Annotated in this window: 15 protein-coding genes and 1 pseudogene; 5 read left to right on the forward strand and 11 right to left on the reverse strand. The window is 57.8% G+C overall.

Annotated elements, in window-relative coordinates:
• Positions 1–39: 39 nt before the first annotated feature.
• The 7 genes from HJB83_RS03510 to HJB83_RS03540 all read right to left on the reverse strand — a co-directional run bounded on the left by HJB83_RS03510 (position 40) and on the right by HJB83_RS03540 (position 5,199).
• On the reverse strand, positions 40–1,029 hold the full coding sequence (locus HJB83_RS03510) for a DUF3991 and toprim domain-containing protein (RefSeq protein WP_221159470.1): 990 nt from the start codon (positions 1,027–1,029) through the stop codon (positions 40–42).
• A gap of 451 nt (positions 1,030–1,480) precedes the next feature.
• Positions 1,481–2,230, reverse strand: a complete 750-nt coding sequence (locus HJB83_RS03515; RefSeq protein WP_221159471.1) for a sulfite exporter TauE/SafE family protein — start codon at positions 2,228–2,230, stop codon at positions 1,481–1,483.
• Between the two features lie 225 nt (positions 2,231–2,455).
• Positions 2,456–3,043 carry a hypothetical protein gene (locus HJB83_RS03520; protein ID WP_207586067.1) on the reverse strand — a complete coding sequence of 196 codons (588 nt, stop codon included), beginning with the start codon at positions 3,041–3,043 and terminating at the stop codon, positions 2,456–2,458.
• Between the two features lie 74 nt (positions 3,044–3,117).
• Positions 3,118–3,576, reverse strand: a complete 459-nt coding sequence (locus HJB83_RS03525; RefSeq protein WP_221159472.1) for a transposase — start codon at positions 3,574–3,576, stop codon at positions 3,118–3,120.
• Positions 3,577–4,133: 557 nt separating this feature from the next.
• Positions 4,134–4,703 carry an alpha-ketoglutarate-dependent dioxygenase AlkB gene (locus tag HJB83_RS03530; protein WP_221159473.1) on the reverse strand — a complete coding sequence of 190 codons (570 nt, stop codon included), beginning with the start codon at positions 4,701–4,703 and terminating at the stop codon, positions 4,134–4,136.
• Positions 4,704–4,720: 17 nt separating this feature from the next.
• Positions 4,721–4,870, reverse strand: a complete 150-nt coding sequence (locus tag HJB83_RS03535; RefSeq protein ID WP_221159538.1) for a hypothetical protein — start codon at positions 4,868–4,870, stop codon at positions 4,721–4,723.
• A gap of 176 nt (positions 4,871–5,046) precedes the next feature.
• Complete coding sequence (locus tag HJB83_RS03540; RefSeq protein ID WP_221159474.1) at positions 5,047–5,199, reverse strand: hypothetical protein; 153 nt, start codon at positions 5,197–5,199, stop codon at positions 5,047–5,049.
• A gap of 323 nt (positions 5,200–5,522) precedes the next feature.
• Between HJB83_RS03540 and HJB83_RS03545 the strand changes: the two genes are divergently transcribed.
• The gene (locus HJB83_RS03545) at positions 5,523–5,873 is read left to right on the forward strand and encodes a hypothetical protein (RefSeq protein ID WP_221159539.1); all 351 of its coding nucleotides are present in this window, start codon (positions 5,523–5,525) and stop codon (positions 5,871–5,873) included.
• 24 nt (positions 5,874–5,897) lie between these two features.
• Here HJB83_RS03545 and HJB83_RS03550 read toward each other — a convergent pair.
• Positions 5,898–6,148 (reverse strand): annotated as a pseudogene (locus tag HJB83_RS03550) (DUF982 domain-containing protein); the annotation flags it as partial.
• Between the two features lie 509 nt (positions 6,149–6,657).
• On the opposite strand from HJB83_RS03550, the gene HJB83_RS03555 reads away from it, so the two are divergent.
• The 3 genes from HJB83_RS03555 (at position 6,658) to HJB83_RS03565 (ending at position 7,923) form a co-directional block, all read left to right on the forward strand.
• Positions 6,658–6,924, forward strand: a complete 267-nt coding sequence (locus HJB83_RS03555) for a DUF982 domain-containing protein (RefSeq protein WP_207586070.1) — start codon at positions 6,658–6,660, stop codon at positions 6,922–6,924.
• Between the two features lie 32 nt (positions 6,925–6,956).
• Complete coding sequence (locus HJB83_RS03560; protein ID WP_221159475.1) at positions 6,957–7,334, forward strand: VOC family protein; 378 nt, start codon at positions 6,957–6,959, stop codon at positions 7,332–7,334.
• 130 nt (positions 7,335–7,464) lie between these two features.
• Positions 7,465–7,923 carry a hypothetical protein gene (locus tag HJB83_RS03565; RefSeq protein ID WP_221159476.1) on the forward strand — a complete coding sequence of 153 codons (459 nt, stop codon included), beginning with the start codon at positions 7,465–7,467 and terminating at the stop codon, positions 7,921–7,923.
• 327 nt (positions 7,924–8,250) lie between these two features.
• On the opposite strand, the gene HJB83_RS03570 is transcribed toward HJB83_RS03565, so the two are convergent.
• Positions 8,251–8,979 (reverse strand): SOS response-associated peptidase family protein, encoded by a 729-nt coding sequence (locus HJB83_RS03570; protein WP_221159477.1) that lies wholly within the window; start codon positions 8,977–8,979, stop codon positions 8,251–8,253.
• 55 nt (positions 8,980–9,034) lie between these two features.
• Positions 9,035–9,511, reverse strand: a complete 477-nt coding sequence (locus HJB83_RS03575) for a hypothetical protein (RefSeq protein WP_221159478.1) — start codon at positions 9,509–9,511, stop codon at positions 9,035–9,037.
• Between the two features lie 369 nt (positions 9,512–9,880).
• On the opposite strand from HJB83_RS03575, the gene HJB83_RS03580 reads away from it, so the two are divergent.
• A complete protein-coding gene (locus HJB83_RS03580; RefSeq protein WP_221159479.1) occupies positions 9,881–10,183 on the forward strand; it encodes a hypothetical protein in 303 nt (100 codons plus the stop codon).
• A 632-nt stretch (positions 10,184–10,815) separates the two neighbouring features.
• On the opposite strand, the gene repC is transcribed toward HJB83_RS03580, so the two are convergent.
• A complete protein-coding gene (gene repC, locus HJB83_RS03585; RefSeq protein WP_221159480.1) occupies positions 10,816–12,030 on the reverse strand; it encodes a plasmid replication protein RepC in 1,215 nt (404 codons plus the stop codon).
• Positions 12,031–12,074 lie beyond the last annotated feature (44 nt).

Raw genomic sequence — 12,074 nt, forward strand, 5'->3', positions numbered from 1 at the left:
CTGAAAGGACGCCAATCGACCTCCTCTTCAGTCCTTTGATCACCCCTCCCCGCTCGCCGCCTCGCGGGCGCCGTGTCCGGGGCCGCCGTACGGCGGGCGCAGCTTTACCCTTGACCCGGCAGCGCGCGCATGCGGCAGGTCTTCCTCCTGACGTCTTTCCTTCAGTTCCTCGTTCCAATCGATCGCGTTTGGTCTCAGCCGGACGAAATCGCCGCCGAGGCGATCAGCGATCTGCCTTAAACGATCGGCGTAGGCCTCGCCTTGCGGGTCGGCGTCAGTGGCGGCAACCAGCATCGCTCTTAGCGCAATCGTTTCGATGGCCCGGGCGGTCGATGGCGACCACCCTCCCCCGGTGCTGGCATAGAGCGTGTCGGGTCGGATATCCTCAAGGGCGGCTAGACTGAGGGCATCGATGGCCGCCTCGGTAATGCACACGCGGGTCGCAACCTTACCGCCGAGGCGAAACAGAGTCTTTGATCCACCGGTTGAAAAGCCGCGCCATTGCGGCCCGCGTTCCTCCCAACCGGATAGCGTGCCTGCTTCGTCGTGGTGGGCAAACCAGGCACTGCCCTGCGGGCCCTGCCTGACGATGCCCGTTTCGGCAACGCGCCGCAGCAGCTGCAATGGCAGCGCGCGCGTATCGTGCAGATAGCGCCAGGCCGGTGACAGCCGGAAGAGCCTTGGCCGCCGTTCCCATGTATCCCCGACGGATAGCACGGCCGGGCGTGCCCCGATCCGTCTTGGGGCCGGCATGAGGTCCACTCCTGCGAGGCGGCCAACACGCGCGATCGACGCATTGAACGGAATCTTCTCCAAGAAGACCGCAAGCGAAAACACGTCTCCCTTTTCATCCGAAAGAGGATCAAACCAGCCGGCCCCGCCATGGGTGACGATGACGATTTCGCCGCCCCGGCGGAATTTCACGGCGCGGAGGGAACTCTCGCGGGCGTCGAGGGCGAACCCCGCATCCACCAATACGGCCCCGCAAGACACCCGCTCGCGCAGTTCTTCGATCTTCTGCCTGTCCATTGTCTTCTCCCTGTTTCTGGCCGTTCGATACGAGAGGGCCACAGCTTTCTGCCCGGCGCGAAGGCCTGACGCTGCAAGGGCGCGGTTACAAACAGGATCGGAATGGTTTTGTCCGCGGCGAAGCCTCCCTTGCGGCGGCAGAGGCGCAAGCGGCACCGCGTCAGGGATCAAAGCCCGACAGGGGCAAGACTGGCACCGCCAGGCTTGTGCTATGCCGAGAGCCCGAGCCGTAGGCGACGCACGCGACTGGTTGCCCGAAATCCTCGACTTTTTTGAAACTGGCTGCTCGTTTGAAAGACTCATGCGCTGTCTTGAACGCAGAGCACCCGGTCTTAAAGGCCTGCTTGCAGGTGGATCGGATTCCGGCCAACCGCAGGCCTTTCTAAACGCGTTGAAAACGACCGTCATTCGATTAATTCTCAGCCGCGTCTAAAATCTGCCCTTCGGCCGACTAGAGGTAGGCTCTTGCAAAGAAAATGACGGTGGTCAGCAGGGCCACCACGACGGTGATAGCCCGGACAATCGGCGCCGGCAGCCTGCGCCCGAGATGGGCTCCGCCCCAGCCACCCGCAAAGGCACCCGCAATCATCGGCAGGCATTGCTGCCAAGCGATCGCCCCGGCCAGCACAAAGACGATCACAGCGACCGCATTAGCAGCGGTCACCATGACCATGCGGGTCGGATTGAGACTTTTGATATCACCGCCGCCACGCAGGCTCCACGCGGCAAGCATCATCAGTCCCACCGCCCCGCCGAAATAACCGCCATAGATGCCAAGCAGCAATTGAATCGGCAAGACAACCGCGGTCTGCGAGCGTTTTACCCGTTGCAGCCGAATGCCGAGCTTGGGTCCAAGAATGAGCATGGAAGTGGCGACGAGCAAGAGCCATGGCAGCATGACGTCGAATGTCGTCGTAGGCGTCAAAAGCAAAAGGATACTGCCGATGACACCGCCTGTGACGGTGGCGACTGCAATCGGCTTGACCCCGACACCGCATACGTCTCTTACGCCCTCACGATAGACCCAGGAGCTTGCTACGCCTCCTGGAAAGAGGGCGAAGGTACTGGTCGCGTTTGCGACCACGGACGGAACGCCAACGGAGATCAAGGCGGGCAGCGACACGAACGAACCGCCACCAGCGAGCGCGTTCATACTGCCGGCAAGGAAGCCAGCCACGAAAAGCAGCAAAAGATCGAGCATGGTCGGAAAAAACCCCGGGCGACGCGACCATCCGCCTCCGTCTTCGAGGCAAAGGCGGCGATCGTATGGATCACCTTCTAATCAGATCGGTGCCGCGCCCGCAAGAACAGCCGATGCACGGATGAATGCGATGCCTCATGACAGGAGACGTCGAGAAGCCTGCCTGAGACGCGCCGACGAACCTCACACAAATGGCGAGGAAACCGCTTTCGTCCACCGCCTTCGTCATTCGGTATCGAACCGGCGCAACATCGTCTGAAGAGCCCGGTTTTCGTCACGAAGCTTGGCAATCAGGAGACGCTTCAGGCGGCGGTTTTCTGCGTCGAGTGCGCTGAGGTCATCCATGTGGTTGTCTGGTTGCAGCCTTGTCTGGTGATCGTTGACAGGGGTCATCGCCGGGATCGAGGCGGGCTCAGTTTGCACCGAGGCAACGGCGGTCAGCCTCGACGCAGCAGGAGCGCGCCGATGCCGAGGCGTCGGCGCGACAGACTTCCCGGTTGCCGCAGCCTCTGATGAAAGCTCCTGTTTCGCCGCACCAATTCCGTCGGGCAGGATGCCAGCAGGAGGTCCCTGGCGACTATGTTCGGGTGCAGCAGGGAGATCCGGCGACGGGAGGAATGTTTCAGCCGGTTTCGGGTCGTCGATCGTCGGCCTCGCACCCGGATGTCCGGTTTCAGGCAAAATCCCGTCGGCCTCGACCTGTCGGGCCACGGCCTGCAGATCAAGACTGCCCCAAATGGAAGAGGGTCGTGTCTGGGTTTGCCGCCTGTTCGCCTTGTATTCGACGACGAAGGGGCGTTGTTGTGTTTTCATATCTCGTCAATTTCATCGACAGCGGCGGCGCACTAAATCGTGCCCCGCCCTGCGTCATCGTCAAAAGAGGTTGATCAGGTGATCCCGAGCCGCTTGCGCAGTTCGGCGTTTTCGGTGCGAAGTTTTTCGCCAAGCAGCTTGCGCAGCCGGCGATTTTCTTCCTCGAGCTGAATGAATTCGGCAAATTCGTCGTCAACAGCAACTGGGCTGGACGACGTTCCAGCCGCCGGTAAAGCGACGGCTTTCTTCCATGTGTAATAGGTTTGGTCGGATATCGAGGCCGCCCCCACGGCATCTTTCAGGGTTGCCCCACCGGCGACGGCTGCCTCAACCTGCCTGATCTTCTCAAGCTTTTCCGCGTCGCTCAAGCGGCGTAGCCTCGGCTTGTCGCTCTCTTGAACCATGCTTGCAACCTTGCCGGCCGCCGCCTTTTTGGGGCTCGACCGTTTGCCGCGCGCAGCCACCGTCATCTTCTCGATTTCGGGTTTGGTCTCGGTGCTATCCGATCGTGTCGGGAGGTCGTCTTCGATCATGTGATCCTCGTATCGCTGTACACGTTTTCAGCCAGGCGAGCGCAAGAGTCAATGTCGTCTGATCCACGGCCTTTAACTCCGAATGAGATGCTTACGACAGTGACCGTTGAATGCCGAGACTACGAACCTCGAGGGTGGCAGGACAGCTGACGATAACACGCCGGTCTTACGACCGATTTCAACGGCGCGGCGCGACGGTATTCCCAACGACAGAATACGAGGCCCACATAAGAAGAACCTCACTGAAACCGGACCGGGCGCCGTCCGCACAGGCTTTTGCTTCGATGGATCGGTCGAAATGCGCGCTCTGCACCTTGAAACGGGCGGTCCAGACTCAGGCCATCATATGCTGGTCGAATGGAACCCGAGAACCTGGAAAAAACACAAGCTGGTCGAGGAAAACTAAACCGGCCAACGTGACGGCCACGCTTCGGTATTTCAGCGCGCGCGCCACACTTTCGATAGGCTGTTCGCCGCGCAACCGCTGTTTTCGCCCGCAGAAGCGACATCAGCGTCGGCCGCCGATTTGAGACGCTTCATTGCGAGGATAATTCCCGTCAGCCGATTTCCCGGAATGTGACCGAATAACGAAGCTGCGGCGGAACGGAATGCTCCCATTCGCTGCGGGCAGGACCCGACAATACATAGGCGGAACCAGGTTCGGCGATAACGGCAGCGCGCTGCCATTTCTCGCCAGCACGGCGCCTCAGTCTGAAGGTGCAGGGCGACAGCAGCGAGATGCCGACCACCCTGCCGTACACCTTCTTGTCCCGGTGCCAGCCGATCGGCGAACCAGGCGCATATTCGGTGACGAGAGCCTGCTGGAGTTGCTCAGGCTCAATGCCGGCAAATGCTGCTGCAATGCTGCGCACCGGTAGGAGGAACGGCGGGATATCGGCGATACGGTTTACCCGCTGGGTGTCAAAATCATACTTCCAGCCATAGGAGATGACCCTTCGCTTGCCCTCGAAGCCATGAAAATCAAATGGCTTCAACGGCAGTAGCGGTATCTGCTGCAGCAGATTCGTCTGCATGGCCGCGGGAACGATTTCGGGCTCGTAGCGAAAACCCTCCGGCAGGGCCGGTGCGGCTGCAGCAAACAGGTCGCCTTGTTCCAAATGATTCATGAGAGCGCTTTCAGGTCTTAATGGACACTCGGTACTTTGACGACCGCGGTGAAGAACCCGGAGGCAACCGTCGTGCGAATCAAGTGGTGCGGGTCGGGCTCAACAACGTCGCGACAATCTTCGAGCCGCTTGTCCGAGACCGTGATGCTGTGCAATTCTTCCATCATCTACCCTTTCCAAGAGTGCGGACGATTGTCGGCAATGATTTATCGAGCTCGTGCTCTGTGACCTGAGAAGGCCAGAAGCCCCTCGCGCTGCATCTTCCTTTCAGTGTCGGCTTTGCCTGTTCGAATGTGTTGTCTCTGACGATGACTGCATGTTCTGCCTTTTCTTGTTGTCAGCTTTAGCCTAATTGCTCGGCGATGATGGCTTTCAGTTCCGCGCGGGTGAGCAGGCAGGGATAGGGTCTCCAGTTCTTGTCCGGCCGGTCGATAGCTTCGCCGCGGTCGCGCGGCTCCAGCGCCGCCGGCGCGGCGGCAGTATTTACTTTGTTCAATTGCAGTCCTTCTTCGGCCACGGCGGGAAAGTGCGCGATAACGCGAGGGCTTGTCGACGTTCGGGGGAACGTGCGCCGTTGCTGTATGATTATGTGAGTGATGTCTTAAAGATAGGGAGTCGCAGGGAGCATTACAAGAAACGGCTCGACGAGCAGGAAACCCAGGAAATGGAACGGGCACTCAACCCATCTTGAGAAAGCCATGGATAGGGGAAGTGTGGCCAACCGAAGCGTGGATATGTCGTTTTCAAGTGGTGAGCGAATCAACAGCTTGCTAATCAGCCATGAGTAATAGATGGCTCGGAACCGAGGAGAGGATTTTCATGCAGTCGCGAAGGTCAATTGCGGAGCGCACCATCGCTCGCGCTCGTGAGCGCGGGATGCCAATTGACGACGACGTGGAGTACATGACCCTGGTTGAGCTCTGGATCGAAGGCGAGATCGACATCCAGGACATGCGTCAACGCTATAACGAACTCCTTGCCCACCGATCGGCGGATCGAAAAGCACGACGAGGGAATTCCTCTTTCGGACAAAGTTTTAAGCCGGTTCCGGTGTCACACAATGCCGCTGACGCGAGCATCGATTTGCCACCCATCGATGAAGTTAAGACCGCTGGCGTCTTGGACGACGCTGCCGATCGCCCATCTCGAGCCCAAGAGGCTGACGTCTAGATCGACACCGCCCGCGGCTGGCATTGGCCGCGGCTTCGGCATCGTCTTCTTCGGCGTCATGACCGTTGGCATCCCGACCTCGAAACAAGCGGCGATGAACGCCTCGCGGGCTATGACAGTGGGCACGACTCCAATCAATGCGCCACGGCAGGTGTCTTCACTGCGCGCTCGTGGCGCTCGCCATGCCGCAAAGGCCATTCGTTTTCCAGGAAATCGATCTCATGGACCCGCCCGGTGACGATCCAGCTGCAATGCGGCTTGGAGCGTACCTTCACAGGCGCCTACGATGCTCTAGGAAGAAATGCCGCTCAACGATGTAACGAGCCGTAACCCGCGTTCGAAACTACCGGGGGAATTCAGCCAGAAAACAAAGGGGAGGCCAACCTCGCGTCCCGCACGTTACGCATCGAGCGCCCGTTCAATGCGGGCGTCGATATACGGCGCGGTGCGTCCGATACTGTTGCGACGACCGTGTCCGACGCGGTCTCGGCCTCAATGCTCCTTGGATTTCAAACAGATGACAGTGAATCGATGTGCTGGCCATGAGGCCGCAGATGCAATCTGACCAGAACCTCGTCATTCGGTCGTCCTGCCGTCGGCCATCATCGCAACAAAGGCCGATGCGGCTTAGGGCGCTCCGATACGAAATCGAAGTGCGCCCACTCCTCCGGCAGAATACCTTCACACACGGTCACGCCGGGTAACCAATCGTCAATTACGAATTTTGAATACACGCGTATATTGCCCTTCTGGTTTGCCATCCCTGCCTGGGGGGTCGAGGACAATGAACTGGGACACATCGTCGGCTTTCACGCCCGTTGGACTTGCTCTACGCGGTCAGCCAGCGCACAAGATCATACGCACGCTTGGCGACGCAGCGTATGTCCTGATCAAGGACTGGCCTTCCGATGATGGCGAAGAATATGTGACTGCGGTAAAGGCTTGCGTCGACGCGATCAGTGGTCAGATCGCCCCGGAGCAATTTTGGGACGCGTTTTTGCGTGCCGCTGATGAGGCGGGAATCGCCGCGCTAACTGTCGTTCACCGATGACAACTGGGGAGGAAGCGACAAAAAGGCACCGATTGCAGCTGAGATTGGAACTATTTGTCGAAGCGCCTGAGACATCGGTCGATTTCTATCGGCGGGTTTTGGGCTTCGACGTGCAGGGCTCGGCAAGCACGGGATACACCCTGCTGACAAACGGTGAAGCCGTGATCGCGATCAATTCGCGAAGCGCCCTTTCGAATGATCATCCGTTGCGGCTCGAAACCGGCGAGAAAGCGGGGCTCGGCATCGAGATCGTCCTGAGCGTCGCTGATATCGAAGAAGCCTATCGAACGGCGAAGGAGAGTGGCTGGCCAGTTTCCGACCCTGCGCAACAGCCATGGGGACTTCTCGATTTTCGCCTTTCCGATCCCGACGGCTACTATGTCAGGGTGACCAGTCGGCATGCGAACTGATTGCATATGCGGCGACGGTGCGAGCCTTTGCCTCAGTTCTGCGGTCGCTCGACGACACAACGCTTTGTTGTCTAAAACCGGGATACGCTCAGGAACACGGTCACCGAAGGATTCCGGAAAAGAGGGCGGCATGCAACTATTCGACTTCCTAAAACGCAAGAGCGTGCCAGCAACAATCAAAGACACCGTGGCCCCTTTTGGCGTGATTTCGATGCCACGTTTCTCCTGGATGATCCTTTTTCGTGACGGCTTTGACGATCTGGCCCTACTTCGGACGGCACTGACCAAATATCAGGAACCCCGTCAGCAGATCAGTTCGCATCACTTGAAAATCGGGGCACCGGCTGAATTGGACATTCGATTGACCATCGCAAGCCATGTGTTGGCGGAATCTCAAGAGATAGCAGCACAATTCCCTCACCCCGATAGCAGCGCAATTGCGCTCTGCAATCAGCGTGTTGAACTGTCGTGGGGCATGCAGGATGATCCGGGCTTGATCACCAATCTCGTCGGTTTTGTGGAGCCTGAGGTACGTTGCCTGGTCGGCACCTGTTGGACCTTCGATTGCGATTCTGGTCAGTGGTTTTGAATGCTCAGTTAATGGCAGCCCCGTTAAAACTCACGTTCACTCGGCCGCGACGGCCGAGAGTTTCGAATCAAGGCCCCGAAGAACCAAAGCAAGAAAGACAGCACAAGCAAGTACACAAATAACAATTCAAGATAAGTGCCTTCCACGAGGAATAGGGAAAAAGCCAGAGTTAAAATCCAAGGCCCATGGGGAGAAGGAACCCAGGAAACCGATCAAGGTTCCAGTCAAACCAACCAGCATCATGATTAAACCGAGTTGGCGCAACACATCTTTCTTCAAATACTGCCTCGCGAACGGAAGTTCGGGCCGGCAGAAGTCTTATCCGCGTTATTTATCGTGTCTACAAGTCGTCAAACGTCGTCGGCCTGCGGCAACAACTCCCCCGACTTGGATTCGGTCGTTCGCAAGCGGCCGGGCGAGCGCTTTCGCTTCGTCCCATGGCGCTCGCAACCAGACCTCCGTTTCCTCTTTCGTCAACCGCAACACGGGCACGTCATTCGGGTCGGTCGTTAGGAAGGCGTAGAGGTCGTCGCTCGTCAGGCCGTCCTTGACCTTCCGGACGCTTTGCCATTGCGGAACGTGAATACCAGCGAAGAACATCAGCGGCCCGTTTTCATCGCGAGCAAACCAGGCGTTCGGCGTGTTTCCGCCGTCCTCTTTGCTGGCCGGGTCCGGCTCGGCGAAGCTGGTCACCGGCACGATGCAACGGCTCTGGACACCGAACCACTTCTTCCAGTGCGGCAGATTGAGATTTCGGATATTTGTGGTGCCCTTATCCGGCTCCATCCGGATGAGCATCTCCATATCGACCGGCTTGGCCTTCTGCCGCAATTTTTCGGCTCGGGCTTCAGCCGTCTGCTTGATCGCGAAAAACGGCGATGGCAATCCCCACCGCGCGTGCACAAGCTGCTTGCGGCCATCGGCTGTGTTGCGGACGATTGGTCCCATCTGGTCCGGGTTCATTTGATAAGCGGGCATCAGGTTGATCAGGCTCTCGACGTCTTGAGCCCATTTGCTGACCCAATCCTTGTCTTCCATGCGGTAGAGATTGCACATCGGGCAACGACCTCCCCTTCGCGTTCGGGATAGCCTATGCATTCCTGACGAGACGTCAAATGCTCCCCTGAGGCCTCGTGTCGTCGCCGATGCCAGGGTCAGTTCCTTCGTTTGCAAAGAACTCCGCTTCATGCGCCCAATCAGCCTCAGCCTCTTCGATCTCGTTGGGAGACAGGTGGTAGACAACGAGCTTGTCCAGGACTTCTTCCACGTCCTGGTCCATTCTGAGCAGATCGGTTGATTTGCCCATGTGGCCGCGCTCGCCGAAATAGTCGAAGCACATGCCCCAGACTGCATCGCGAAGCTCAAGAATCTTCTTCGTCGTCTCCGGCGAGAAGTACGGCTTGTCACCGAAATCGAGCGCATCGGATACATCTCGCGCTTGACGCGACAGAGCTTCCGACCGAGACCTCGAACCGTCTTCCACGAAAACGTCATAGCACTGCCTGCCGACGTGCTCCGCGTAGACCGCGATTTTCATGACATCGTTCGGCGAGACGTGCTGATCGTTTCTGAACAAAATCGTAGGCACGCGGAATCCTCCGTGTTCGCATGTATCGACCGCCTCAGGGATGTTTCCATTTTGTTCTTTTCGAAGAAGGAGTCAAGAGCCCTTTCTGTCGAGAGTGTAAGGACGGCTGTGAGATCGGCATTGGCGGCGAGAATCCGCGTTATTGTCGGCCAACTCGATATTCGTCAGCATCCCGTCAGCACGCCAACCGGCCGATGGCGCGGGCGACGAGAGCGGTGAATTCCAAGAGGGATTTAACTTGCTGAAAACATTTTCATGAAACAAACGACGAATTCATCTATCGGGAAATGGTCGATTTCTGCGATGTCATGCCAGCCGCAAATTAATCGCCCCTGAGAAGCGCGACACGCTCTCTTTTCGGAGAATGGAATGATTACACGACGCTCCGCTTTGATCGTCTTGGCTGGCGCTGCACTGCCTGGCGGAGCTTGCGCAGAGAATCCTGCTCCCGACGGTGACAGCATTCCCAAGCCGCTTTCTTTCGGGGTAGCTCAGTTCCCCAGTAATTTGGACGCCGATGTCCTCGCCTTGATGGCCTCATATGGCGAAGGCGACAGCCAAACAAAATTCGTCATCGAATTCCAAAGCGAGTCCCACGTCACGTTCCGCCATGTTCCGGGATCGCACCCGGCACGCTTTTTTGAAGAACTGGGAAATGAAGGAATCTTCTAACGCGAGGCATAGGGCGGGATTTACTCCAAGTCTCTTCGTCGCAATTAGGAACGGATCGGGCGAGGGCTTACTTGCGCGTAGTCCCCGTGTACATGCTGGGCTTCGCGGAGCAGTCGGACGATGCTTTGCCCGCGGGGTCACACACAGTTCGCCACAAGTGCGCCTATTCGCACCACATCCGATAACCCGCGCCCAGCGCTGGGTATTCGCTATTGGGAATTCAATGCCGTCTCTGTCGTCTTTAACCGTATGAACAAAGTTGGTGGTTGCGTCCGAAGAGCCCGCCGGTCGACGACGGCCACGGCGGCGCGCTGTTGGTGAGAAATCCTCCGGGGCCAAGGCCAGGTACCCAAAAACTCCGAATTTTCAGTATCTTGACGTGGTTAGTCGCAACTAACAGCGGTTCACCGGAACAGCACTTCAGAATAGAGAACCCGTCCATTAAAAAGAGACGCCCTTATGCGGATTTTGTCCTCATACGTCGGATTGAAATTGCCCCGCACGCGCTATAATAAGGCACGTCTCGCCCTGCACAGGTGGCATTATCTGCCGTAGTCGTGGATCGCCATCGCTATCAGCTAATATTCCCGACTTTTCAAATGCTTAGGCCGGTTAGTCGCAACTAACACGAATTACACCGCATGCAGGGCCTTCTCGCCGTTGTTACGAAGTAATGCCATGACAACCGGGCCGAGAGAAAACTCACCCCTCCCCGCTCGCCGCGTCAGGTCCCGCAGATAACCGCCTGGCGAATTGATCAGACTTGCGCGCTCAAGAATACAACCAACGGCGACCGCTGCGTTTTCCGGTCCCATGACCTCGCAGGCATCTTGATAGGCGGACGGGCTGATCCCCAGCATTGATCTGACCACTACGGCGGCCGACATGAGGTCTCGCCAGCTTCCCACTGCTCCGCTGGGCCCGTAGTCGGCCATCTGCTGGCAGGCCTTCAGCACAATACCAAGCGGGAAAGCTTTTAGCGGTTCAACACCTGCCCTGCCGGACTTGCTCGGCTTTGCGCCCTGCTCTTTTTCAGAGCTAGGTTCAAGTTCATTGAAGGATTCGGGATTTGAATTCTGTATGTGCTGCTCAACATGAGCAGCATTGGTGCTATTAAAATGTGAATTCGACTGATTATCCAATTGATTAAGGACCTCTTCGCGAAGGATCTCCATCTCGTCGAGAATATCTGTTACGTCTGTCATGGTTGGAGAGCGCGGAATGCGGCCGACAAGCTCTACGTACATTGCTTCAACAGCGGCCCAGTTGCCGTCGGCGCCCTCCTCCATTGCCGCCGAAATAAGCTTTCGAACGTCCCTGCGGCAAATAGTCAGGTTCTCCTTGGCTTTCCTGAAGGCCGAACGCGCCGCGACGACTTTCTGCGCGACGAGGGCCAACTCTTCCGATCGGGCAAGGATTGGCGACAGGTCGAACCCGAACGCGTTCTCGATCTCGCCAGCGCCATTCTTCCGAGCGTAACGTTTGCCGTTGGCGCTGTCTTTCCGGACGATCAGTCCGCATTCCACGAGCAATGCAAGATGGCGACGAAGTGTCGCCCCGGCCATGCCGTGGGCGCGAAGAATCAATTGTGCGTTTGAAGGAAACACGACCAATTGTGCGTCCTGGCGCAATTCGTTTTCCGGGTAGAAACTCAGCAGCGCGTCAAGAACAGCGAGGCTGTTGGACTGCAGACCAAGCTCTTCCCGTGCTTCGGAAGCGTCCCGGAAAACCTTCCACTTCTCGACCGATTTGCCGGCCTTAATCTCGTTTGTGGCAAGCTGCCGCTTCACAAGAGCGAGCGTCATCGGCCGCCGCCCAAAGGGCGTCGTCACACTTCCAGTCTGCATCGTCTTTCACCTTTCAAAAGGCAAAAGAAATCGGCTCACCAAAT

The organism is Rhizobium sp. NZLR11 (assembly GCF_019685115.1).
GTDB lineage: Bacteria > Pseudomonadota > Alphaproteobacteria > Rhizobiales > Rhizobiaceae > Rhizobium.

Bases quoted from the DNA above. Each gene is read 5' to 3' on its own strand.
- HJB83_RS03510 (WP_221159470.1), bottom strand. From the start codon at position 1,029: ATGGACAGGCAGAAGATCGAAGAACTGCGCGAGCGGGTGTCTTGCGGG.
- HJB83_RS03515 (WP_221159471.1), bottom strand. From the start codon at position 2,230: ATGCTCGATCTTTTGCTGCTTTTCGTGGCTGGCTTCCTTGCCGGCAGT.
- HJB83_RS03520 (WP_207586067.1), bottom strand. From the start codon at position 3,043: ATGAAAACACAACAACGCCCCTTCGTCGTCGAATACAAGGCGAACAGG.
- HJB83_RS03525 (WP_221159472.1), bottom strand. From the start codon at position 3,576: ATGATCGAAGACGACCTCCCGACACGATCGGATAGCACCGAGACCAAA.
- HJB83_RS03530 (WP_221159473.1), bottom strand. From the start codon at position 4,703: ATGAATCATTTGGAACAAGGCGACCTGTTTGCTGCAGCCGCACCGGCC.
- HJB83_RS03535 (WP_221159538.1), bottom strand. From the start codon at position 4,870: ATGATGGAAGAATTGCACAGCATCACGGTCTCGGACAAGCGGCTCGAA.
- HJB83_RS03545 (WP_221159539.1), top strand. From the start codon at position 5,523: ATGCAGTCGCGAAGGTCAATTGCGGAGCGCACCATCGCTCGCGCTCGT.
- HJB83_RS03555 (WP_207586070.1), top strand. From the start codon at position 6,658: ATGAACTGGGACACATCGTCGGCTTTCACGCCCGTTGGACTTGCTCTA.
- HJB83_RS03565 (WP_221159476.1), top strand. From the start codon at position 7,465: ATGCAACTATTCGACTTCCTAAAACGCAAGAGCGTGCCAGCAACAATC.
- HJB83_RS03570 (WP_221159477.1), bottom strand. From the start codon at position 8,979: ATGTGCAATCTCTACCGCATGGAAGACAAGGATTGGGTCAGCAAATGG.
- HJB83_RS03580 (WP_221159479.1), top strand. From the start codon at position 9,881: ATGATTACACGACGCTCCGCTTTGATCGTCTTGGCTGGCGCTGCACTG.
- repC (WP_221159480.1), bottom strand. From the start codon at position 12,030: ATGCAGACTGGAAGTGTGACGACGCCCTTTGGGCGGCGGCCGATGACG.